18 protein-coding genes are annotated in these 22,354 nt (G+C 67.3%); 5 read left to right on the top strand and 13 right to left on the bottom strand.

Going from position 1 to position 22,354, the window contains the following annotated elements; translation table 11 throughout:
- Positions 1-10: 10 nt before the first annotated feature.
- Together IEY69_RS03805 and IEY69_RS03800 are read right to left on the bottom strand one after the other, a co-directional pair.
- Positions 11-313 carry a putative quinol monooxygenase gene (locus IEY69_RS03805; protein ID WP_189071778.1) on the bottom strand — a complete coding sequence of 101 codons (303 nt, stop codon included), beginning with the start codon at positions 311-313 and terminating at the stop codon, positions 11-13.
- Positions 310-1,080 (bottom strand): type 1 glutamine amidotransferase domain-containing protein, encoded by a 771-nt coding sequence (locus IEY69_RS03800; protein ID WP_189071777.1) that lies wholly within the window; start codon positions 1,078-1,080, stop codon positions 310-312. Before IEY69_RS03800 ends, IEY69_RS03805 begins: the two co-directional genes overlap by 4 nt.
- A gap of 398 nt (positions 1,081-1,478) precedes the next feature.
- Between IEY69_RS03800 and metH the strand changes: the two genes are divergently transcribed.
- Positions 1,479-5,222, top strand: a complete 3,744-nt coding sequence (gene metH, locus IEY69_RS03795) for a methionine synthase (protein WP_189071776.1) — start codon at positions 1,479-1,481, stop codon at positions 5,220-5,222.
- The gene (locus IEY69_RS03790; RefSeq protein WP_189071775.1) at positions 5,219-5,959 is read left to right on the top strand and encodes a methylenetetrahydrofolate reductase; all 741 of its coding nucleotides are present in this window, start codon (positions 5,219-5,221) and stop codon (positions 5,957-5,959) included. Before metH ends, IEY69_RS03790 begins: the two co-directional genes overlap by 4 nt.
- Positions 5,960-6,313: 354 nt before the next feature.
- Here IEY69_RS03790 and IEY69_RS03785 read toward each other — a convergent pair whose 3' ends face one another.
- From IEY69_RS03785 to IEY69_RS03750, 8 genes are all read right to left on the bottom strand, one after another.
- A complete protein-coding gene (locus IEY69_RS03785; protein ID WP_189071774.1) occupies positions 6,314-7,594 on the bottom strand; it encodes a DUF4139 domain-containing protein in 1,281 nt (426 codons plus the stop codon).
- Between the two features lie 115 nt (positions 7,595-7,709).
- Positions 7,710-8,720: an ABC transporter ATP-binding protein gene (locus tag IEY69_RS03780; RefSeq protein ID WP_308425434.1), complete on the bottom strand. Its 1,011-nt coding sequence runs from the start codon at positions 8,718-8,720 to the stop codon at positions 7,710-7,712.
- On the bottom strand, positions 8,717-9,763 hold the full coding sequence (locus tag IEY69_RS03775) for an ABC transporter ATP-binding protein (protein ID WP_189071773.1): 1,047 nt from the start codon (positions 9,761-9,763) through the stop codon (positions 8,717-8,719). Before IEY69_RS03775 ends, IEY69_RS03780 begins: the two co-directional genes overlap by 4 nt.
- 109 nt (positions 9,764-9,872) lie before the next feature.
- Positions 9,873-11,009 (bottom strand): ABC transporter permease, encoded by a 1,137-nt coding sequence (locus tag IEY69_RS03770; RefSeq protein WP_189071772.1) that lies wholly within the window; start codon positions 11,007-11,009, stop codon positions 9,873-9,875.
- Position 11,010: 1 nt separating this feature from the next.
- Entirely contained in the window at positions 11,011-11,994 is a 984-nt protein-coding gene (locus IEY69_RS03765) for an ABC transporter permease (protein ID WP_189071771.1), read from the bottom strand.
- Between the two features lie 88 nt (positions 11,995-12,082).
- Positions 12,083-13,849, bottom strand: a complete 1,767-nt coding sequence (locus IEY69_RS03760) for an ABC transporter substrate-binding protein (protein WP_189071770.1) — start codon at positions 13,847-13,849, stop codon at positions 12,083-12,085.
- A gap of 301 nt (positions 13,850-14,150) precedes the next feature.
- Positions 14,151-14,375: a preprotein translocase subunit SecG gene (gene secG / locus IEY69_RS03755; protein WP_174368719.1), complete on the bottom strand. Its 225-nt coding sequence runs from the start codon at positions 14,373-14,375 to the stop codon at positions 14,151-14,153.
- A 130-nt stretch (positions 14,376-14,505) separates the two neighbouring features.
- A complete protein-coding gene (locus IEY69_RS03750; RefSeq protein WP_229783617.1) occupies positions 14,506-15,030 on the bottom strand; it encodes a metal-binding protein in 525 nt (174 codons plus the stop codon).
- Between the two features lie 60 nt (positions 15,031-15,090).
- Here IEY69_RS03750 and IEY69_RS03745 point away from each other — a divergent pair, with 60 nt between their 5' ends.
- Entirely contained in the window at positions 15,091-17,148 is a 2,058-nt protein-coding gene (locus IEY69_RS03745) for a S8 family serine peptidase (RefSeq protein WP_229783616.1), read from the top strand.
- Positions 17,149-17,235: 87 nt separating this feature from the next.
- Here the strand turns inward: IEY69_RS03745 and IEY69_RS03740 are convergent, their stop codons facing one another.
- Positions 17,236-18,231: an MDR family oxidoreductase gene (locus IEY69_RS03740; protein ID WP_189071767.1), complete on the bottom strand. Its 996-nt coding sequence runs from the start codon at positions 18,229-18,231 to the stop codon at positions 17,236-17,238.
- Positions 18,232-18,537: 306 nt separating this feature from the next.
- Here IEY69_RS03740 and IEY69_RS03735 point away from each other — a divergent pair, with 306 nt between their 5' ends.
- Positions 18,538-19,872: a hemolysin family protein gene (locus IEY69_RS03735; RefSeq protein WP_189071766.1), complete on the top strand. Its 1,335-nt coding sequence runs from the start codon at positions 18,538-18,540 to the stop codon at positions 19,870-19,872.
- Positions 19,865-20,308, top strand: coding sequence for a cytidine deaminase (gene cdd / locus IEY69_RS03730; RefSeq protein ID WP_189071765.1), 444 nt, complete (start codon positions 19,865-19,867; stop codon positions 20,306-20,308). The genes IEY69_RS03735 and cdd overlap by 8 nt, the downstream gene beginning before the upstream one ends.
- A 94-nt stretch (positions 20,309-20,402) precedes the next feature.
- Here cdd and IEY69_RS03725 read toward each other — a convergent pair whose 3' ends face one another.
- Positions 20,403-21,950 carry a gamma-glutamyltransferase family protein gene (locus IEY69_RS03725; protein ID WP_189072356.1) on the bottom strand — a complete coding sequence of 516 codons (1,548 nt, stop codon included), beginning with the start codon at positions 21,948-21,950 and terminating at the stop codon, positions 20,403-20,405.
- A gap of 106 nt (positions 21,951-22,056) precedes the next feature.
- A complete protein-coding gene (locus IEY69_RS03720; protein WP_058976730.1) occupies positions 22,057-22,338 on the bottom strand; it encodes a hypothetical protein in 282 nt (93 codons plus the stop codon).
- Positions 22,339-22,354 lie beyond the last annotated feature (16 nt).

Below are 22,354 nucleotides of genomic sequence, written 5' to 3'. Positions count from 1 at the left end.
GTGTGTCAGGTCAGGCGACGTCGATTTCTTTCAGGACCGTGACCTCGGGGGCTCCGGCGAACCAGTCTCCGGCCTTGGCGCGGTACGCCTGGTAGTGCTCGCTGTCGCGGTGGGCCTGCGCGGCGGCCTGATCGCGGTAGCGTTCCTGCACGTGGAAGCGGACGGTGCCGTCTTTCTCCTCGCGCAGCAGGTCGTAGCGGAGGTTGCCTTCCTCCTGACGGCTGGCCTGGACCATGTTCAGCATCTCGCCCTGGACGGTGTCGACGTGCTCGGGTTTGGGCGTGATGATGGCGTGGACGGCGATGACGCTCATGCGTTCACCGTGTCGCCCTTCAGCGCGCCGAGGAGGGCGGTGACGAATTCCTCGTCGCTCATGGGGTTCTGCCCGGTGATGAGTTCACGGTCGCGCACGACGTGGCTGGTGTACTTCCCGCCGTTCTGCACGTCCATGCCCGCGGCGCGCAGGGCGTCGGCGGGGTAGTACTGCATGGGGGCCTCGAAGGTCTTCTCGGCGTCCTGTTCCTCGGGGGTGCTGAAGACGGTGGCCTTGTACCCGTCGTAGATGAAGTCCTGCGCGGCGGGCGTCTCGCCGTTCTGGAGGGCCTGCTGGTACGCGGCGGCGTCCTGCTGCGCGGCGAGGAGGGCGACGGGTGCGTGGCAGATCAGCGCGGTGGGCTGGGCCTTCTCGTGGAAGTGGCGCAGGACCTTGCCCAGGTCGGCGTCGCGCATGAGTTCGATCATGGGGGCGTGCCCGCCGGGCAGGAACACCGCGTCGAACTGGTCGAGGTTCGCGGCGGCGTCGCTCAGCTTGTGAATGGGTCCGCTCAGGGTCTGCTCGACGAAGGCCTTGATCGCCTGGTGTTCGGCCTCGTCCTTGAAGAAGTCCTTGCTGTCGCTGCCGTGGTCCATGGGGGGACGGTTCCCCTTGGGCGTGGCGATGGTCAGCGTATAGCCCTCCTGGGTGAGGCGGTGGGCGGGAACGCCGAATTCGTTGAGGTAGAAGCCGGTGGCGTGGGTCTGGCCGTCCTTGAGCGGGAGCTGGTCTTCGCTGGACATCACGACGAGGATGTTCTTGGTCATGCGGGTCACCGTAGGCGCTGTGACAGAGCCGGACTGTCGAGGGGCTTACTTTGCTTTGTAAAGCATTCAGGTTCGGTGAAGAGGCGGCGCAGGTCTCCCCCACCGCTGCGGTCCGGCCCTGTCCATGCACGTCACGGTAGGCGGCTCACGCGGCGCGCTATCCTGCCGGGAACCGCGCCTGCCGGGCGTGGTCATCCAGAACCGCCGGAGGGAATTTTCTGCCCTGGGATGGCGTGGCAACCGGCCCTCATTGCGGCACTCGGTGCTTTCAGAGAAGACCCGCGTGGGTGCGCTGACGATGGCGCGAGCGGGGACGATGGCCCAGAAGCGGCGCAGCACTCGCGCAAGGACTTTCCATGGCCGCCACCGGGCGGCCCTGTGCAGTACAGGGGTGGACCATGAGCACGGACATTCGCGCCGAGGCGCGCAAGAGAATCCTGATTCTGGACGGAGCGTGGGGCACGCAGCTCCAGCAGGCTGGACTGACCGAGGCCGACTTCCGCTGGCCGGACGCCGATCCCCTGCGGATGTACCGGGGGAATTTCGACCTGCTGCAACTGACGAAGCCGGACGTGATCCGCGCCGTGCACCGGGCGTACTTCGAGGCGGGGGCGGATATCGCCAGCACGAACACCTTCAATTCCACGACGATCAGTCAGGCGGATTACGGCACCGAGAGCATGGCGCGCGAGATGAACGTGCAGGGCGCCCGGCTGGCGCGCGAGGTGGCCGACGAGTTCACCGCCCGCGACGGGAAGCCGCGCTGGGTGGCGGGGAGCATCGGCCCGACGAACCGCACGGCGACCCTCTCGCCGGATGTGGAACGCCCGGAGTTCCGCAACGTCACGTATGACGATCTGGTGGCCGCGTACACCGAGGCGGCTGAGGGACTGATCGAGGGCGGCGCTGACCTGCTGCTGCTGGAGACGGTCTTCGACACCCTGAACGCCAAGGCCGCGCTGTTCGCCTGCGAGGAGGCCTTCGCGCGTACCGGGAAGACCCTGCCGGTCATGCTCTCGGGCACGATCACGGACGCGTCCGGACGCACCTTGAGCGGGCAGACGCCGGAAGCCTTCGCGATCAGCACGGGTCACGCGAACCTGTTCAGCCTGGGTCTAAACTGTGCGCTGGGCGCGGACCTGCTGCGTCCGCACCTGCGCGAGATCGCCGCGAACACGGACGCGCTGGTGTCGGTGCACCCGAACGCGGGCCTCCCGAATGCGTTCGGGGAGTACGACGAGACGCCGGAGCACACGGCGAGCGTGCTGGCCGACTTCGCCCGCGAGGGCCTCGTGAACATCGTGGGGGGCTGCTGCGGCACCACGCCCGAGCACATCCGCGCGATTGCCGACGCGGTAAGCGAGATCACACCTCGCACCGCGCCCGCACAGCCCGCCGTGCTGCGCCTCAGTGGCCTGGAACCGCTGAACGTCACGCCGGAACTGAACTTCGTGAACGTCGGCGAGCGCACGAACGTGACCGGCAGCCCCAAGTTCGCCAAGGCGATCCTGGCCGGGGATTTCGACGCGGGCCTGAAGATCGCGCGGCAGCAGGTCGAGAACGGCGCGCAGATCGTGGACGTGAACTTCGACGAGGGCATGCTCGACGGCGAGGCGGCCATGGTGAAGTTCCTGAACCTGCTGGCCGGAGAGCCGGACATCAGCCGCGTGCCGCTGATGCTGGACAGCAGCAAGTGGGAGATCCTGGAGGCGGGTCTCAAGCGCGTGCAGGGCAAGGCAGTCGTGAACTCGATCAGTCTGAAGGACGGCGAGGCGAAATTCCTGGAACGCGCCCGCCGGCTGCGCCGCTACGGGGCGGCGGCGGTCGTGATGGCCTTCGACGAGCAGGGGCAGGCGGACAACCTCGCGCGGCGCATCGAGATCACCTCCCGCGCCTACCGCCTGCTGACCGGGGAGGTGGGCTTCCCGGCGCAGGACATCATCTTCGACCCGAACGTGCTGACGGTCGCGACCGGGATCGAGGAACACGACCGCTACGCCATCGACTTCATCGAGGCGACCCGCTGGATCAAGGCCAACCTGCCCGGCGCGCTGGTGTCGGGCGGAATCAGCAACGTGTCGTTCAGCTTCCGGGGGAACAACCACGTGCGCGAGGCGATGCACGCGGTGTTCCTGTACCACGCGATCCGCGCGGGACTGGACATGGGGATCGTGAACGCCGGGATGCTCGCCGTGTACGAGGACATCGAACCCGAACTGCGGGACGCCGTGGAGGACGTGATCCTGGCCCGCCGAAGTGACGCGACCGAGCGACTGGTCGAACTGGCGGACCGCTACAAGGGCGTGAAGCGCGAGGTTGGCGCGGGCAGCCCGTGGCGTGACCTGCCGGTGCAGGAGCGGCTGAAGCACGCGCTCGTGCAGGGCATCGCGGACTTCGTCGATCAGGACGCCGAGGAGGCGTACCAGGAACTCGGCTCGCCGCTGAAGGTCATCGAGGGGCCACTCATGGACGGCATGAACGTCGTGGGCGACCTGTTCGGGGCCGGGAAGATGTTCCTGCCACAGGTCGTGAAGTCCGCCCGCGTGATGAAACGCGCCGTGGCGTACCTCACGCCTTACATGGAAGCCGAGAAGCAGGAGGCCGGGGGCAAGGGCAAGGTGCTGCTGGCGACCGTGAAGGGCGACGTGCACGACATCGGCAAGAACATCGTCGGCGTGGTCCTGGCCTGCAACGGGTATCAGGTGACCGACCTGGGCGTGATGGTCCCCACCGAGAAGATCCTCGACGAGGCCGAGCGGATCGGCGCGGACGTCATCGGCCTGAGCGGCCTGATCACCCCCAGCCTGGACGAGATGGTCACCGTGGCCCGCGAGATGACCCGCCGCGGCCTGAACCTGCCCCTCCTGATCGGCGGGGCGACCACCAGCCGCGCGCACACCGCCGTGAAGATCGACCCCGCCTACCCCGGCCCCGTGGTGCACGTGCTGGACGCCAGCCGCGCCGTGACAACCACCGCCGACCTGCTGGCCGACCCGGCAGGCGTGCAGGACCGCGTGCGCGAGGAATACGACGCCCTGCGCGAACGGCACGGCGGACGGCAAGTGCGCCTGATCCCTATCGAGGACGCCCGCGCCCGCGCACCCCAGGTCTCCCCCACCCCCGCGCCCGCCCCGCGCGAACCGGGCCGTCAGATCATCGAGCAACCCATCGCGGAGCTGCTGGACTTCATCGACTGGACGCCGTTCTTCATCGCGTGGGAGATGAAGGGCATCTACCCGAACATCCTCACCGACCCCCTGCGCGGCGAGGAAGCCCGCAAACTGTTCGCCGACGCGCAGGCCCTCCTCCAGCGCGCCATCGACGAGAACCTCCTGACCGCACGCGGCGTGATCGGCCTGTGGCCCGCCCGGCGCGACGGAGACGACATCGTGGTTGATAGTGACAGGTTGTTGGCTGATGGAAACGACCAGACCCCGTCAACCATCAACCATCAACCATCAACCCGCCTCCACACTCTGCGTCAGCAGCGCGACCAGACCACGCCGAACGCGGCGCTGGCGGACTTCATCCTGCCGGATGGCGATCACATCGGGGCGTTCGCGGTGGCGATTCACGGCGCGGAGGAACTCGCGGCCGCGTTCGAGGCGCAGCACGACGATTACAACGCCATTCTGGTCAAGGCGATCGCGGACCGGCTGGCCGAGGGCTTCGCGGAGAAACTCCACCGGGACGTCCGCGTGCGGCACTGGGGCTACGCGCCCGAGGAAACGCTGGGCAACGACGACCTGATCCGCGAACGCTACCAGGGCATCCGCCCCGCGCCCGGCTACCCCGCGCAACCTGACCACACCGAGAAACGCACGCTGTTCACCCTCCTGAACGCCGGGGAGGTCGGCCTGCGCCTGACCGAGTCGTGCGCCATGACGCCCGCCGCCGCCGTGTCCGGGCTGTACTTCGCTCACCCGGAAGCGCGTTACCTCGCCGTGGGCCGCATCGGCCGCGACCAGACCCTGGATTACGCCCGCCGCAAGGGCCAGAGCATTGAGGAAACGGAACGCTGGCTGGGACCGATCCTCGCGTATGACCCGGCGGGTGTCGACAGTGGGCAGTTGATACGTGATGGTCGGAACCCGTCAACCATCAACCTTCAACCATCGACCGCCGCCGGAGGCGGCCAGTGACCCGCGTCTCTGTCGAGTTGGTGCCCCGGTCCCGTTCTGGTCTGCGCGCGGAGATCGCGGAGGTGGCGGGTGCGCTGAGTGGCGTGGATACGGTGAACGTGCCGGACCTGACGCGGTACTCGCTAAGGTCCTGGGTGGGGTGTGGCTTTGCCCGGCCGGGCTTCGCGGCGATTCCGCACCTGCGCGCCGTGGACTTCAACCCGCGTGAGCCACTGCCGTTCCTGCCCATGCTGGAGGAGCACGGCATCCGCGAGGTGCTCGTCGTGACCGGGGACGCCCCGATCGACATGAGCGCGAAGGTGTACGACCAGGACGCCGTGGACCTGATCCGCCGCCTGAACCGCGACGCGCCGCACCTACGCGTGTACGCGGGCCTAGACCCGTACCGGCAGTCGTTCGTGCGCGAGCGGGATTACCTGGAGCGGAAGCTCGACGCGGGCGCCGCCGGGTTCTTCACGCAGCCGTTCTTCGACCTGCGCCTGCTGGACACCTGGGCGGACCTCCTCCCGGACGGCACGGACGTGTGGTGGGGCGCGACGAGCATTCTCACGGAAGCCAGCTTCAACTACTGGCGCGCCCGCAACCACGCGGTCTTCCCCCGCACGTTTACGCCCACGCTGGACTGCAACCGCACGTTCGCCCGTGACCTCCTGACCTTCGCCCGCGACCGACAGCAGCACGCGTACTTCATGCCCGTGAAGGTAAACGTGCTTGAGTACCTGGGCGGCATCCTCTGAACGAGTGGACTGTGGGCTGTGAGTTTTGAACCACCCCCACCCGGCCTCCCCCCTGAAGGGGGAGGAGCAAGGCATAAAGAAAGTCGATCAGCGGAGCGAAACGTCCCACCCACCTACTGACCGCAGACAACCACCGGCCGTCGTGCGCGCAGCGCGCGGGCCTGCGAGGGGGCGGCAGGATGGCGTCGAAGCCAGACCCGTCACCGCCCGACACGAACACGCCGCACGAATAAAAACTCTTGCCCAGTGCAACGCCGCTCCCCCTGCCCCTCTGGGGTAGGGGGCTGGGGGGTGGGGCCACCAACGAAACGAGCCCCTCAGAACATCCCGAGAGGCCCGAACCCTGCCGAGACTTCAGCTGTTGTCGATGACGACCGTGAAGCTCTTGCTGACCTTGCCCTTGGCGGGCACGTCGACGCGCAGGTTCGCGGCGCCCTGGTTTTTGACGGGGGCCATGGTGTCGATGGTGATGATGCGGCCGCCGATGCGTTCGGTGATTTCGGCGCGGACGGTGCGGTCCTTGCTGCTCTCGAAGGCGTACGTGACCTTGTAGGTGGTCTTGGTGACGTTGCCCTGGGCGTTCTTAACCTGGGCGGTCTGCTGGACGGTCCGGGTGTAGTTCAGGTCGGGGTCCTCGCCTAGGCTGAAGTCGACGGTGCCGCCCTGGCGGGTGTCGGGGATGCTGGTCTGGCCGACGATGCGGCCGTCTTCACGGACGGTGATGGGTCCGGCGGGGAGGCGCTGGTCGGCTTTGAGGCGGTAGGAGCGGTTCAGGTTGCCTTCGCGGGGGCTGGGGTCGAAGTAGGTCTGGAGGCCGGCGTAGCGTTCGAAGGTGCTGAGTTTGGGGGTGATGAAGGGGAGGGTGGTGACGCTGTTGGCGGGAAGTTGGAAGGGGGTGGTGAGGGCGTAGCGGTACAGGCCGCGGAGTTCGCCCTGGCTTTCGATTTTGGGGGCGGGGGCGGCGCTGGGTACGGCGTCCATCATGGCGCCGCGCATCATGTAGGCGGCTTCCTGCTGGTTCTGGATGTTGACGTCCCCAGCGTACAGTTCGGTGGTGCGGACGTCGTAGGCCTGTTCGGTGGTGTTGCGGATGTCGGCGAGGGCGCTCAGTTGCGCGCCGCCGCTGCTGGCTTTCAGGGTGTAGCGGGGTGTCCAGGTGACGGCGCGGGTGAGGTAGCTGAGGGTGCCCTTGCCGGGTTGCGCGAGGGTGTAGGTGACGCTCTGGGTGGGGGCCTGGGGGTTGGCGGGGGGCGCGACGTCGAACTGGAGGTCTTCGTAGCGGGCGGTGAAGTAGCGGCCCTGGGCGTCCTTGACGAGGAGGTCGCGGGCGCGGATGAGGGTGACGGGTTCTGTTTTGCCGTCTCGGCGCAGGTAGATGGTCTGGCCTTCGAGGCTGGTGAGCCAGTTGGCTTCCTGTTTCTGGATGGCCTGCGTGAAGCTCAGGCCTTCGAGGTCGAGGCTGCCGCTGAGGATGTTCTGCCAGGTGTCGAGGGGCAGGTTCAGGCGGAGGGTGTTCGTGTCGGCGGTGACGGGTTCACGCACCTCACTGAAGCTGGGGTAGATGCGCAGGTCGGCGGCGCTGGCGCTTCCGAGGGCGAGTGTGGCGGCGAGGGCGGTGTGGAGCGCGTTTTTCATGTCTGAATGGTGACTCGCCGCTCAATATGAGATGTGAGAGGGCCGGTCAGGAACGCGACAGAAAACCCGCCGCCCCGGGGTCGGGGTGGCGGGCTGTTCATGCTGGCCGGACGGCTTACAGGATGTCGTCGCGGATGCAGGCTTTGAAGTGGCCGGGGGCGACTTCGCGCAGTTCGGGGACGATGTTCGCGCAGTCGGCGATCGCGTAGCGGCAGCGGGTGCGGAACACGCACCCCGACGGCGGGTTGATCGGGCTGGGAATGTCGCCTTCCAGAATGATGCGCTGGCGCTTGACGGTCGGGTCGGGCACGGGCGCAGCCGAGAGGAGCGCTTCGGTGTAGGGGTGTTTGGGGTTGCGGTTCAGTTCGCGGCTGGGCGCGATTTCCATGACGCGGCCCAGGTACATCACGATGATGCGGTCGCAGATGTACTCGACGACGGCAAGGTCGTGCGCGATGAACAGCACGGTCAGGCCCAGTTCTTCCTGCAGGTCCTGCAGCAGATTCACGACCTGCGCCTGGATCGACACGTCGAGCGCGGAGACGGGCTCGTCGGCGACGATGAACGCGGGGTCCACGGCGAGGGCGCGGGCGATGCCGATGCGCTGGCGCTGTCCGCCGCTGAACTCGTGCGGGTAGCGGCGCATGTGTTCGGGGCGCAGGCCGACCTTCTGCAGGAGTTCGGCGATGCGGTCGATGCGCTGCTTGCCGGGGTGCAGGTTGTGGATCTGCATGGCCTCGCCGATGATGTCGGACACTGTCATGCGGGGGTTCAGGCTCGCGAAGGGATCCTGGAAGATGATCTGCATCTCGCGGCGGTAGTCACGCATCTGCCCCTTGGACAGCTTGGTGATGTCGGTGCCGTTGAAGAGGACCTGTCCGCCGGTAGGTTCGATGAGGCGCAGGATGGCGCGCCCGGCGGTGGTCTTGCCAGAGCCGGACTCGCCCACCAGGCCGACCACTTCGCCGCGCCCGATCTTGAAGGACACGTCGTTGACGGCCTTGACGTTCCCAACGACGCGGGACAGCAGTCCGCCGCGGATGGGGAAGTACTTTTCGAGGTTCTGGACGTCCAGCAGCGTGTCGCCGGTGGCGGGCATGCTGCGGCGGGTTTCTACGGCGGTCATGCGGTCACCTCGCGCTGCGCCTGCGCGAGTTCGCGCCAGCGGATGCAGCGGGACATGTGGCCCTGCCCGGTGTCTTCCAGGGCAGGAACGGCTTTCGAGCAGTCGGGAATGGCGAACTTGCAGCGGGGCTCGAAGGCGCAGCCGGGCGGCAGGTTCAGGGGGTTGGGCACGTTGCCGGGAATGGCTTCCAGGCGGCCCTTGGGCTGACCGGGCACGTGCTCGTACTCGCCGGGTCGGGGGATGCTGTTCAGCAGTCCAATGGTGTAGGGGTGACGGGGCGCCTGGAAGATGTCGATGACGTCCCCTTCCTCGACGACGCGGCCGCCGTACATCACGACGACGCGGTCAGCCATCTCGGCAACCACGCCAAGGTTGTGCGTGATGAACAGGATGCTCATCCCGACTTCCTTCTGCAGGTTGCGCATCAGGTCGAGAATCTGTGCCTGGATGGTCACGTCGAGCGCGGTGGTGGGCTCGTCGGCGATCAGCAGGGCGGGTTTGCAGCTCAGGGCCATGGCGATCATGACGCGCTGGCGCATCCCACCGGACATCTGGTGCGGGTACTCGTTGACGCGTTTTTCGGGGGCGGGGATGCCCACGAAGCGCAGCATGTCGGTGGCGACGCCCATGGCTTCTTTCTTGTTCTTGCCCTGGTGCAGCATGACGGCTTCCGCGATCTGGTCCCCGACGGTATAGACGGGGTTCAGGCTGGTCATGGGTTCCTGGAAGATCATGGAGATGTCGTTCCCGCGGATCTTGCGCATCTCTGCTTCGCTCAGCTTGACGATGTCGCGCTGGACGCCGTCTTTGCCGGTGAAGAGGATGTCCCCTTCGACGATCTTGCCGGGGGGGGTGGGGATCAGGCGCATGACCGACAGGCTGGTGACGCTCTTGCCGGAGCCGGATTCGCCCACGACGGCGAGGGTCTCGCCTTTTTTGATGTGGAAGGTCACGCCGTCCACGCTCTTCACGACACCGTCATCGGTACTGAAGTAAGTTTTCAGGCCGTTCACGGCCAACAGGACTTCACCCTGGTGGGTCATTGTTCCTCCGTTTTCAACACGTTGTGCATCATACAACCGTTCGGGATTCTAGGGCGTTTCGTCACAGTGGGCGCGGCCCATTTGGCCGGCCGGGCCCACCGGGCCGGGTTCAGGAGCGTTTGCGCGGGTCGAAGGCGTCGCGCAGCCCGTCGCCGAGCAGCTGGAAGCACATGACGGTGAACACGATGAAGAAGCCAGGGATCAGCACCCAGGGGCGGGTGTTCAGGCTGCTCAGGCCGCCGTCCTGCGCGGCTTTCAGCAGGCTGCCCCACGAGGCGTACGGCTCGACCGCGCCGATACCCAGGAAGCTCAGGCCAGATTCCAGCAGGATGAAGCTGGGGATGGCGAGGCTGGTCGTGACGATCACGTAGGTGGTCAGGGTGGGCAGCATGTGGCGCCACATGATGCGCTGGTCGCTGGCGCCGAGGCTCTTGGCGGCGGACACGAAGTCCTGTTCGCGCACGCTGAGCAGCTGACCGCGGGTGACGCGGGCCAGGCCGCCCCAGCCGATGAACGCCAGAATGCCGAGGATCACGTACAGCGCCAGGATCGGGTTGATGTCCTTGGGGAAGACGCTGCGCAGCAGGAGCAGGAGGAACAGGTACGGAATGGCGGCGATCACTTCGACCAGTCGCATGATCAACGTGTCGACAATGCCGCCGAAGTAAGCGGACATCGCACCCATCATCAGGCCGATCAGGGTGGTCACGAGCACCGCGCCGAAGCCGATGGTCAGGCTGATCTGCGAGGCGTACATGGTGCGGGTGAAGAGGTCGCGTCCCAGGTCCTCGCCGCCGAAGAGGTACACGCTGCAGTCTTCCTTGGCCGTTCCGAAGAGGTGCAGATTGCCGGGGATCAGGCCCAGGATCTTGTAGCTGGCGCCGCGAACCCCAAAGTAGATGGGGCAGCGCTCCTCACTGGGTTTGAACTCGTTGACGAACGACTCCATGTTCAGCTGCTGGGTGTATTTGAACACGTAGGGACGGGTGAAGGCGCCCGTGTCGGGGTCACGGAACTCGATCGGGGTGGGCGGGTGGAAGCGCGTGATGTTGCTGGTGGAGTACGACGAGAGTGCGTCGGGTGCGATGAACGGCGCGAAGATCGCCATGACGTACAGCAGGATCAGCATCAGGCCACCGGCCTGCGCCAGGCGGTTCTTCCGGAACTGCTGCCAGGCGACGGAGAACTGCGACTGACCGAGGGCCTTGTCGTTCTTGCGGGTGGTGGTGGGTGCGGTGGTGGTCATGTCAGCCGACCTTGATGCGCGGGTCTACGACCGCGAGGAGAATGTCGCTCAGGGCGTTGCCGATCACGAGGAGGACGGTGGTGATCACCGTGAATCCGGCAATCAGGTACAGGTCCTGCGAGTTCACGGCGTCAAGGATCATGGGCGTGATGCCTGGATAGGCGAACACGACCTCGATGAATCCGGCGCCGGCGACCGCACCGGGCAGCAGGCCACCGATACCGGCCACGATGGGCAGGATGGCATTACGGAAGGTGTGCTTCCAGATGGCGGTGCGTTCGCTGACGCCCTTGGCGCGCGCGGTGCGGATGTAGTCCGAGCGCATGACTTCCAGCATCTGGCCGCGGATGACGCGGGTCAGTCCGGCGGCGTCGCTGACGGCCAGGATGATCGCGGGAATCAGGATGTGCTTGGCAATGTCCAGCATCTTCTGCCCGGCATTCATGCTGTCAAAGCCGTTGCTGGTCATGCCGTTGATGGGAATGTCCAGGCCCGTACCGGCACGGATCTGCAGGATGAAGTAGATGACGATCAGTGCCAGAAAGAAGCTGGGGAAACCCAGCAGGAAGTACAGGATGACGTTGATGGTCTTGTCGCCCAGGGAGTTCTGCCGCACGGCCCCGAACACGCCGATGGGGATGGCAATCGCATAGAACAGGATGGTCGAGAGCAACACGAGGTACATGGAGTTGGCGATGCGCGGCTTGATCACGTCCAGCACGGGCTGCTGGTACGAGAATGACAGACCCAGATCGAGGTTGAAGATCATGTTCTTCATCCAGAGCAGGTACTGCTCGATAGGATGACGGTCCAGTCCGAAGTTGCGTTCCAGCGCCGCCAGCGCCTCGGGGCTGATGTTCGGGTTGAGTTTGGCCGGGGTCAGGAAGTCGCCCGGCGCCAGCTGAATCACGAAGAAGATCAGCAGGCTGGCCAGGAACAGGGTGGGGATGGACTGCACCAGTCGGCGCAGGAGGAATGGGATCATGCGGACACTCCGTGGGGCGTCATGGGTGTGGGGGGCAGTCCGCGCGGGCGGACCACCCCCCGTGGGAGCAGCGTGCTGCTCTACTCGATTACTTGATGAAGGTCAGGGCCTGCAGGCGGTGGCCGTAGTAGGCATCCATCATGTTGGCCGTGAATTCGCCGCCCAGACGCTCGTTGAAGGCCACATGGTAGTTGCCACCCACGAGGTAGATGACGGGCTGCAGTTCGCCTTCGGCCTTCATCAGCTGGCTGCCGATGGCGCGGCGCTTGGCGTCGTTCAGTTCGCTGTCGCCTTGGTAGTACAGCTTGGTCATCAGCTGTTCCTGGCTGGTGGCGCACTTGCCGTCGGTGGGGTTGTTGTAGGAGTGCAGGTTGGTGCCGCAGGGCACGACGTTGCTGCCGAAGCTCCAGATGTTGCTGCCGCCGGACAGGCCCAGCAGGATGGCGTCGAAGGGACGGTTCTCACCCTTGGCGGTCAGCTGGCCGACCAGGGTGTTGAAGTCGATGGGGGTGAAGTTGACCTTCACACCGACCTTCTTGGCCTCGTCGGCGAAGATGCGGCCGAGCTGCTCACGGACGGTGTTGCCCGCGTTGGTGCTCAGGGTGAATTCCAGTACCTTGCCGCTCTTGTCGACCAGGTAGCCCTGGGCGTTCTTCTTGGTGTAGCCGATCTGCGCGAGCAGCTTGCTGGCCTGCGCCAGGTCGTACTTGTACTGGGGTGCACCAGCGGCGAGGCCTGCGTCAATCTGGTTCTTGAAGATGGGGTAGACGCTGAAGTACGTCTCGCTGCCCAGGCCGCCCAGGGCGAGCTGCACCATGGCCTGACGGTTGGCGATGTGGCTCATGGCGCGGCGGAAGCGCACGTCACGGAAGAGCTTCTGCTTGGCGGGGTCGCCAGCCTTGTTCCAGTTGAAGGTGATCCACTGGCTGGTGGCCTGGGGGCTGACGTTGGCCTTCAGGAAGGCCTTGAGGCTGCCAGAGTCAATGGCCTTCTTGGTCTGGGCCAGGTCGTCGGCGTTGCGCATGCCGACGGTGTCGATCTGGCCGGCCAGGAAGGCAGCGAGGGACGCATTGGCATCGGCAACGATGCGCACGGACATGTTGCTCAGGTAGGGCAGTTCCTGGCCGCGGCTGTCCTTGTTCCAGTCGCCCCAGTTGGGGTTCTTCTTGAACACGGTGCGCTCGCCGGCGCGGTAGGACTCGACGACCCACATGCCGGGGCTGACGATCTGGCTGGGCGCGGTACCCAGGCCCCACATCTTCTTGATCGCGTCGGCGCCGCCTTCGCGGTAGGCCTTGCCGAACACGTGGTCAGGCCAGGGAGTGTAGCTCATGAGGCTCAGGGCGCTGGCGCTGGGCTGAGGGAAGTCGAACTGCAGGGTGTAGTTGTCGATCTTCTTGACCGTGATGGGCTTGCCGACCAGGAAGAAGGTGTCGTAGCTGTTGCTGCCGACCTTGTCGTCGGTGTGGATGCGCCAGGTGCTGACCCAGTCGTCCGCGGTGATGGCCTGGCCGTCACTGAACTTCATGCCCTGGCGGATCTTGACCACGAAGCGCTTGTTGTTGTTGCTGACCACGGGCGCGCCGGCGGCCATGTAAGGAATGAACTCGTCGTTGCGGGGGTCCTGCGTGAACAGGCCGGCGCCGGTTTCCATGCGGTCGGGGATGCTGTCCGCTTCCGCGCTGGTGAAGGGGTTCATGGTCTTGAAGTCGCTGATGGCCGACAGGCGCAGTTCGCCACCGCGCTTGTTGGCGGTGTTCTGTTCAGCGGTCCAGGCAGCGGGCCAGACAAAGGCGCTCTGGGCGGCGGCGGTGCCCAGCGTCAGGGCCAGGGCGAGGGTCAGTGCTTTTTTCATGGGGGTCCTCCAGGGTGCGTGAAAGGAAATACGGCAAGAGCCGGCGCGCAGCCGGGTATCTTGGGTGGAGATTTCGTTTTCCAGCGAGCTAAATATATTGGCCTATGCAGGTGCGGTCAAGGACCGACCTGACGATTGCGGTTTCAGCCGTCATCGTCCCAGTGTGGGCCCGGCATCTGTTGTGGATTCGCATCAGGGTGTATAGCCGCGAAGCCCCGCACCATTGTGGAATTTTACACAACACGTCCCACTGACATGAACGAGGCGCGACCCTGTCCGGGTCGCGCCTTTCAACGTCCACTCAGCGGGAGACGAGATTGATCAGCAGGGCGAGCAGCATAAAGAAACCGCCGAGCACACTGGTGATGCGGATCAGGCCACCCTCGACGCCACGGCCGCCCAGCAGAGAACCGCCGGACGCCATGCTAGCCGACAGACCAGCCTGCTTGGGCACCTGCAACAACACGAAGAAAATCAGCCCCACGCAGACGAGGGCGAACAGCACAATGAACAGGGTCAGAATCATAGATACCTCTGGACGACGGTCACGCCGCCGGAAAAGAGCTGAGCTTACCGTCACGTCTGCCGGTCGGAGACCAGTCCGGGACGCCACGACACTCGCGTCGATGCCGCAGTCTAGCGCAGCGCCGACCCGATCAGCGCCCCCGAACCTTCCGGTACCCCTTGCGCAACCCGTGATCCGGCCGCACACCATCCGCGATCAGGTGAAGCCACTGGCTCAGGTAGTACCCGATCAGAAGAGGCAGGATGAATTTCCAGGCCACCGGCTGCGGAATCCGGGGCAGCTGAACCTCCGGCGCGACGAATTTCACCAGTCCCACGACCAGCGCCACGATCAGTGCGACGTACAGCAGCCGGGTGAGTGGTCCGATCACCCAGCTGTGCGACCAGCCGCGGTGACTGAAGAGCATGCCGTACGGCACCCACAGGATGCCCAGCACACCCCAGTGCCGTTTGCTGTCCACCCGCCCCTCCGCCAGGTCGAGGTCCGGGGAGAGCAGGAAGGTCCCGGCGGCGTACGCCACTGTGAAGTTCAGGGCCTGTGCGGGCGTGATCACCAGCAGGTTCTGCCGCGCCGCGTAGAGAGCGCCGGCCGCCAGGACGCTGTACGCGCCGATATTGATCAGGTTATGGACTCGTCCGCTGGGCACGGGCGCCATTGTGCCACTGTGGCGCACATTCATGTCCGGTCAGCTTCCATGCGGCATTCTGTGGGGCACATGACTCCTCTTCGACGCTCGGCAGGGCTGCTCGCGCTGGCCCTCGCACTGTCCGCCTGCGATCAGCTCAATACGAACAGCGCTGGGATCAACGACCGCACGGTGGCGCTGGGTCAGAAGGCCCAGCAGACCATCACGGTCCCGTTCAGCGGCTCGTGGCGCATCACGGACTACCCCAGCTGGATCCGGGTGTCCACGCAGTCGGGCACCGGGCCAGTCAGATTCTCCGTGGCGGCCGTTCGGCAGGACGCGACGCCCGTCACGGCCGATCAGGCCACGTTGACCGGCACGATCAAGGTCAGCTGGACCAGCGGTTCGGGATCAGGCGCGACGAACGGAACAGCAGTCTGGACGGTCACCGCGCAGCAGTTCGAGCTGACCGGACGGCTGGTGCAGCCTGCTCAGGTCACCGGTCTGGATGTCATCACCCGGCAAGAGGTGCGGACTGCACCGGCTCCGGCTGCACGCGGCGTGATCGTCAAGTACCGCGCGGGAGGCGCGCTGACCGCGCAGGGCGTGAACCAGTCTGCCCGCACGCTGGGCCGCGAGCGGCTGACCGCCGCGGGCCTCGCCGTGACCCGTCAGGTCACGCTGGGCTCCCAGTCCGCCGCGTTCGACGTCAGTGACGTTCCTGCCGCGCTACGGGCCCTGCGCAGCGACCCGAACGTGGAGTACGCCGTACCGAACGTCGTGCTGCGCCCGCAGGCGACGCTGGCCACACCGGTCACACCCACCGATCAGTTCTCGCCGCTGCAGTGGGCGTACCCGCTCATGGGGTACGGCGCCGTGTGGCGCGACATGGAGAGCGGCGCGTACTCGAAGCCGGTGACGGTGGCGGTCGTGGATACCGGCGTGCGCTTCGACCACCCGGACCTGCAGGGGCAGCTGTGGCAACCCGGCGAGGGCGCCATGGACGTGATCGCAGACACCACCAACGGCGACGGGACCGGTGCCGACACGGACCCGACCGATCCCTCGACGCCCGGGCGTACGGCAGGCAGCCACGGAACGCACGTGACCGGCATCATCGCCGCCCGCTGGGGTGCGAACACCGGCGTCTGCGCCGGATGCAGCCCCAGCGGCGTGGTCGGCGCCACCTACAAGGCGAACGTGAAGGTGCTGCCGGTGAGGGTCATCGACGCGAGCGGAAACGCCACCGAGGCGGACGTCACGCTGGGCATCCGTTACGCGGCCGGTCTGCCCGTCACGATTGACGGCGTGACGTTCAAGACGCCTCACCCGGCGCAGGTGATCAACCTGAGCCTGGGCGGCGCGATCAGTGCCACGGACGCCCAGCCCATGTGCGACGCGATTGCCGAGGCGCGTGCGGCGGGGGCGCTGGTGGTGGCTGCTTCCGGCAACGGGTACGGCACGTCGCCCTACTACCCGGCCGCCTGTGACGGGGCCGTCTCGGTCGCGAGCGTGACGCTGTCGGGTGCCAGTGCGCCCATGCACTCGCCCTTCAGCAACGCCTACCCGCAGGTGCAGCTGGCTGCTCCGGGGGGCGCGGACCCGTACAGCGGCGCGAAGTTCAATGGCGGCACCTTCAACGGCGCGGCGTACCCGGACATGATCCTCTCGACCAGCTGGGACTACGTGAAGAACGCGCCCAACTACGAGTCGGAAGTGGGGACCAGTCAGGCCAGTCCTCAGGTGGCCGCCCTGGCCGCCCTGATGCTCAGCAAGGGCGTCACGACCGGCGCGGAGGACACGGTCAGGCGACTGCGCGAGACCGCCACGGATCTCGGGACCGCCGGGCGCGACGATCAGTTCGGGTTCGGCATGATCAACGCTGCGGCCGCCCTGAACGCCCCGCAGGTCAGCAGCGGCCTGGGCGTGCGTGTGCAGAGCAGCCGCGGCCTCAGCTTTCAGCCGAAACTGGACAGCACGGGAGCGTTCCGCGCCTTCCTGGGCGAGGGCACCTACCGGGTGACGGCGGGCAGCGACGTGAACGGCAACGGGATCTATGGGGAGACGGGCGAAACCCGGGATGAGCGGACCGCCGCTCTGTCCGAAGAGAGCCCGGCCGTCAACCTGGGTGACCTCACGCCCCGGTAACCGGACCGTCACCACGGTGAAAGGCGCGACCACCCACGGGAGATCGCGCCTTCCTTCCTGCCTCCCGGCTCGTGACGGCCGTGGAGATCAGTCGATCTGGATGACGGTCCGGCCGCGGATCTGCCCGGCGAGGATCTGGGCGGCCAGCGCGGGCACCTCGTCCAGGGTGCGGGTCTGCGTGACGGAGCTCAGGCGACTGACGGGCAGGTCGCGGGCAAGGCGGGTCCAGGCAGCCTCGCGGCGGGCCGGGGGGCAGGTGACGGAGTCGATACCCAGCAGGTTCACGCCGCGCAGGATCAGCGGGAACACGGTGGCGTTCAGGTCGTGACCCCCGGCGAGTCCGCACACGGCGACGCTGCCGTGCGTGCGGGTCGAGGCGTACGCTCCGGCCAGGGTGGCCCCGCCAACGGTGTCCACGACGCCCGCCCAGCGTTCCTTCTCGAGGGGGCGGGTCAGGCCGGGCAGGTCGTCGCGGCCGATGATCTGCGCAGCGCCCAGGTCGCGCAGGTACGCTTCCTCCTGGGGTCGTCCGGTGCTGGCGACGACGATGTGCCCGGCGTGGGCGAGCAGGGCGACGGCGGTGCTGCCCACGCCGCCCGCCGCGCCGGTCACCAGCACCTCGCCGCTGCCGGGGGTCAGGCCGTGGTCCTCCAGCGCCATGACGGCCAGCATGGCGGTGAATCCGGCGGTGCCGACGCTCATGGCCCAGTGGGCGTCCGTGCCGCCAGGCTGCGCGACCAGCCACTCCGGGCGGGCGCGGGCGAGTGTGGCGTACCCGCCGTCCTGCCGCTCGCCGATGCCCCAGCCGGTCAGGATGACGTGGTCGCCGGGCTGCCAGCGGCCCGAGGCGTCCTCGATGACCGTCCCGGCGAGGTCGATGCCGGGTGTCATGGGGTGGGTGCGCAGCACGCCGGGGCGGCCGCTGACGGCCAGTCCGTCCTTGTAGTTCAGGCTGGAGTGCGTCACGCGGATCAGGACGTCCCCGCCGGGCAGGTCCGTGACGGGCAGGGTCTGGAGTTCGGCGCGGGTGCCCTGTTCGTCCTTCAGGACGCGCAGCGCGCGGTACGTGTCGGGGTGGGTCATGCGGGGGTGCCTCCTGTGGGTGTGGTGCGCCCAGCGTACCCCCTGGGCCGCGTTCCCCGGCCGGTGACCGGGCGCGGGCGGGACAGGCGTCCCGGTGGGGGGTGGGGTGTGTTATCCTTCCGTCTGCTATGGAGCCTCCCAGTTCCGGCTCACCTACCGCGCCCGGAGAACACCGCCCGAGGGCGGCGTTTTTGCCGTGGCACCCCACCGACGGTCACCGACGTACCCGCCCGCGCACCTGCCGGGCGGGACGGGCAGCTTGCGCCTTGCGGATGACCCTGACGCGACCCTGGAGCGCGTCCCTACATGAATGACCTGCTTGGTATCCTCGCCCTGTTCTTCCTGGTGCTCATGAACGGTTTCTTCGTCGCGGCGGAATTCGCGCTGGTCAGCGTGCGCCGCACCCGCATCGACCAGCTGGCCGACGAGGGGAACGCCACCGCCAAGGCCACGCAGAAGGCGCTGCAGAACCTCGACATGTACATCGCGGCGACGCAGCTGGGCATCACCATGGCCAGTCTCGCGATCGGTTTCGTGGCTGAACCCGCCATCGAGCACCTGATTCACCCGCTGTTCCCCGAAGGGCAGTTCACGGAATCGCAGATCACCGCGATCTCGTTCGGGGTAGCGTTCGCGATCAGTACCGTCCTGCACATCGTGTTCGGGGAACTCGCGCCGAAGACGTGGGCGCTGCAGCGCAGTGAGCAGGTGAGTCTGCTGGTCACGCGCCCGCTGCTGGCGTTCACGTGGCTGTTCAAGTACGTGATTCGCGCCCTGAACGCTCTGGGGAACCTCGTGGTGCGTCTGTTCGGCCTGCGCGGCGTGTCGGGTCACCACACGGCGTACTCCGAGGAGGAGATCCGCATGATCGTCAGCGCCTCCAGTCAGGAGGGTGTGCTGGAGGACGACGAGAAGGAACTCGTGTACAACGTGTTCGACCTGTCCGACACCACCGTGCGCGAGGTCATGACACCCCGCGTGGACATGGTCGTCGTGGACGGCTCGGCCGCGCTGCGCCGCCTGCTGGACCTCAAGGGCGAACACGGGTACTCGCGCGTGCCGGTCTTTCAGGACACGCCGGACAACATCGTGGGCATCGTGCACACCGGGGACGTACTGATGCACCTCGACAGCCTGGACCACACGCTGATCGCGGACATCATGCGCCCCGTGTTCTTCGTGCCTGAAGGCATGAAGATCAAGGACCTGCTCGCCAAGATGCGCGACAAGAAGAGCCACCTGAGCATCGTCGTGGACGAGTTCGGCGGCATCTCGGGCCTGGTCACGCTGGAGGACGCCCTGGAGGAGATCGTCGGTGAAATCTACGACGAGACCGACGAGGAGGAGGTCCCGATGATCGAGGTGATCAGTGAGGGCGTGTACCTGATGGACGCCAGCCTGACGGTCGGCGAGGTCGAGGAGCGACTGGGCGCGAACATCGAGGACGGCGACGGTGAATTCGATACCCTGAGCGGCTTCATGACCAGCCACTTCGGGGACATCCCGGAGGCCGGGCAGACCTTCATCCATAACGGCTGGGCCTTCACCGTCGAGGACGCCGACCAGCGCCGCGTGACCCGCGTGCGCGTGGAACGCGCCCCCGACGCGAACCCGCTGGACCCCGAGGACCCCCATGAGTGACACCAACCCCCTGAACCTCACCCCCGACCCCCAGCTGCTCGAGGGCGCGAAAGCGGCGTTCCGGCAGGCGTACGCGCCGTACAGCAAGTTCCACGTGGGCGCGGCGCTGCGGACCCGCGACGGGCGCGTGTACTTCGGCGCGAACGTCGAGAACGCCAGCTACGGCCTGGGCCGCTGCGCAGAGCAGAGCGCCGTGCAGGCCATGGCCACCGCCGGTGAGCGCGAATTCACGGACATCGTCGTGTACTCCGAGGCGACCCCGCCCGCCAGTCCGTGCGGCGCGTGCCGTCAGGTGCTGTTCGAGTTCGCGCCGGACGCCCGCGTCGTGTGCGTGAACCAGCACGGCGACATCATCAGTGGGTACGTGCGGGACTTCCTGCCGCACGGCTTCCGCCTGGAGCAGCGGGACGACGGGCACGACGTCGGCACGGCGTAACGTCGGCGGACAGGAAGAGGCGGTGCGCTCGGAAGTTGAACCCAGCGCACCGCCTCTCCCCTGTTCCTGCTCGCGGCGCGCGGCCCGCTGGCCGTCACCACACGGCGATGTGACCGTCGGTGCGGGTCTCGGTGCCACCCTCCAGCACGCCGGTGACCGGATCGCGGCGGATCATCTGCCCTCGCCCGAAGGCGCCGGGGTCGAGCTGCACGCTGACCGAGTGGCCCATGTGCGAAAGTTCGCGGGCCAGGGTGCCGCCCAACGCGTGTTCCACCTCGACGCGGGTGCCGTCCAGCCACTGCCAGCGCGGGGCGTCCAGCGCCTGCTGCGGGTTCATGCCGTACAGGGCGGTGTTCAGCACGACCTGCAGGTGTCCCTGCGGTTGCATGAAGCCGCCCATCACGCCGAAGGGCCCGACCGGGGTGCCGTCCGCTCGGCCCAGGAAGCCGGGAATGATGGTGTGGTACGGGCGCTTGCCGGGTGCCAGCGCGTTGGGATGGGCGGGGTCGGTGTGGAAGTTGTGCCCGCGGTTATGCAGGGCGATGCCGGTGCCGGGCACGACGACGCCACTGCCGAAGCCCATGTAGTTGCTCTGGATCAGGCTGACCATCTGCCCCTCCTCGTCGGCCGCGGCGAGGTACACGGTGCCGCCGGTGCTGGGGGCGCGGGTGCGAGGGTCATGGGCCCTGTCCCCCAGGTGGGCGCGGTGCGCGTCGGCGTTCGCGCCGGACAGCAGGTGCGCGACGTCCACCGGGGTGTGGCGCGGGTCGGCCACGAAGGCGTGCGCGTCGTGGAAGCCGCGTTTCATCGCCTCGATCTGCAAGTGCAGGCTGCGGGGGTCGTCTCGCCGCTCGGGCAGTGGCACGCCCTTGAGGACGTTCAGGGCGATCAGCGCAGCGATCCCCTGCCCGTTCGGCGGGATCTCGAACACGCGGTGCCCGTGCAGGTCGGTGTGGATGGGCGTGACCCACTCGCTGGAGTGCCCGGCGAGGTCCGCGCCGGTCAGCAGGCCACTCTGTGCGCGGGCGTGCGCGTCGATCTGCCCGGCCAGCTCACCGGAGTAGAACGCCTCGCCGTGCGTCGCGGCGATCTGCTCCAGGGTGCGGGCGTGGCCCTCGCTGCGCCACAGCGCGCCGGGCGCCGGCGTGAAGCCGTCCGGCGCGAAGGTGCGGAACCATTCGGCCATCTCGGGCAGGTTCAGGCGGCGGTAGATGCCGGTCGCCCGCGCCCAGTTCGCGGCGAGCACCGGGGACAGCGGGTAGCCGTCCCGCGCGTACTCGATGGCAGGGGCGAGGACCTGCGCGAAGTCCAGCCGCCCGAAGCGGGCGTGCAGGTCGGCCCAGCCGCGCACCGCGCCGGGCACCGTGACGGGCGTCCAGCCGTGGCGGGGCATCTCCCCGGCGTGGCGTTCACGGAGCGCGTCCAGGCTCAGCGCGGCGGGCGCCGCCCCACTGGCGTTCAGGCCGTGCAGTTCCCCACCCGCCCACACCAGCGCGAACAGGTCCCCGCCGATGCCGTTGCTGGTGGGTTCCACGACCGTCAGCGCGGCCGCCGTGGCGATCGCGGCGTCCACAGCATTCCCGCCCCGCTGCAGGACGCTCAGGCCCGCCTGCGCGGCGAGGGGCTGGCTGGTGGCGACCATGCCGCGCCGGGCGTACACGGGCCGACGGACACTCGGGTATTCAGGCTGGAAGGTCACGGACGCAGCCTACCGCGCGCCCGTGACCACCACTGGGAGGCTGGCCGGGTCAGCTGAACAGCGGGCCCAGGTCGGTCATCCGCCCGGTAGGCTGCGCAGGCCCGAAGGTGTAGCTGCCGAACACGCTCAGGAAGTCCGCGTGAGTGAGGTCGCGGGTCTGGCCGCTCGGGCCGGTGGCCTGCACGGTCTCGCCGCGCGCGGTGAGCGAGTACTCGCCGAGTTCGCGCACGGCGGCCTTGCGGCCCCGCCCGGTGTGGAGCAGGGCCTGCACACGGTATTCGCGGCCGCCGCGTTCGTTCAGGAAGGTGAGGAGGTCTGCGGGCGACAGCATGAGCGGATCAGCATAG

Source organism: Deinococcus sedimenti, from assembly GCF_014648135.1.
Classification (GTDB): domain Bacteria; phylum Deinococcota; class Deinococci; order Deinococcales; family Deinococcaceae; genus Deinococcus; species Deinococcus sedimenti.
This window is presented reverse-complemented; position numbering and strand designations above follow the sequence as displayed.

Excerpts from the sequence above, each read along its gene's own strand:
- IEY69_RS03805 (WP_189071778.1), bottom strand. The coding sequence starts at position 313 with ATGAGCGTCATCGCCGTCCACGCCATCATCACGCCCAAACCCGAGCAC.
- IEY69_RS03800 (WP_189071777.1), bottom strand. The coding sequence starts at position 1,080 with ATGACCAAGAACATCCTCGTCGTGATGTCCAGCGAAGACCAGCTCCCG.
- metH (WP_189071776.1), top strand. The coding sequence starts at position 1,479 with ATGAGCACGGACATTCGCGCCGAGGCGCGCAAGAGAATCCTGATTCTG.
- IEY69_RS03785 (WP_189071774.1), bottom strand. The coding sequence starts at position 7,594 with ATGAAAAACGCGCTCCACACCGCCCTCGCCGCCACACTCGCCCTCGGA.
- IEY69_RS03780 (WP_308425434.1), bottom strand. The coding sequence starts at position 8,720 with ATGACCGCCGTAGAAACCCGCCGCAGCATGCCCGCCACCGGCGACACG.
- IEY69_RS03775 (WP_189071773.1), bottom strand. The coding sequence starts at position 9,763 with ATGACCCACCAGGGTGAAGTCCTGTTGGCCGTGAACGGCCTGAAAACT.
- IEY69_RS03770 (WP_189071772.1), bottom strand. The coding sequence starts at position 11,009 with ATGACCACCACCGCACCCACCACCACCCGCAAGAACGACAAGGCCCTC.
- IEY69_RS03765 (WP_189071771.1), bottom strand. The coding sequence starts at position 11,994 with ATGATCCCATTCCTCCTGCGCCGACTGGTGCAGTCCATCCCCACCCTG.
- IEY69_RS03760 (WP_189071770.1), bottom strand. The coding sequence starts at position 13,849 with ATGAAAAAAGCACTGACCCTCGCCCTGGCCCTGACGCTGGGCACCGCC.
- secG (WP_174368719.1), bottom strand. The coding sequence starts at position 14,375 with ATGATTCTGACCCTGTTCATTGTGCTGTTCGCCCTCGTCTGCGTGGGG.
- IEY69_RS03750 (WP_229783617.1), bottom strand. The coding sequence starts at position 15,030 with ATGGCGCCCGTGCCCAGCGGACGAGTCCATAACCTGATCAATATCGGC.
- IEY69_RS03745 (WP_229783616.1), top strand. The coding sequence starts at position 15,091 with ATGACTCCTCTTCGACGCTCGGCAGGGCTGCTCGCGCTGGCCCTCGCA.
- IEY69_RS03740 (WP_189071767.1), bottom strand. The coding sequence starts at position 18,231 with ATGACCCACCCCGACACGTACCGCGCGCTGCGCGTCCTGAAGGACGAA.
- IEY69_RS03735 (WP_189071766.1), top strand. The coding sequence starts at position 18,538 with ATGAATGACCTGCTTGGTATCCTCGCCCTGTTCTTCCTGGTGCTCATG.
- cdd (WP_189071765.1), top strand. The coding sequence starts at position 19,865 with ATGAGTGACACCAACCCCCTGAACCTCACCCCCGACCCCCAGCTGCTC.
- IEY69_RS03725 (WP_189072356.1), bottom strand. The coding sequence starts at position 21,950 with ATGGTCGCCACCAGCCAGCCCCTCGCCGCGCAGGCGGGCCTGAGCGTC.
- IEY69_RS03720 (WP_058976730.1), bottom strand. The coding sequence starts at position 22,338 with ATGCTGTCGCCCGCAGACCTCCTCACCTTCCTGAACGAACGCGGCGGC.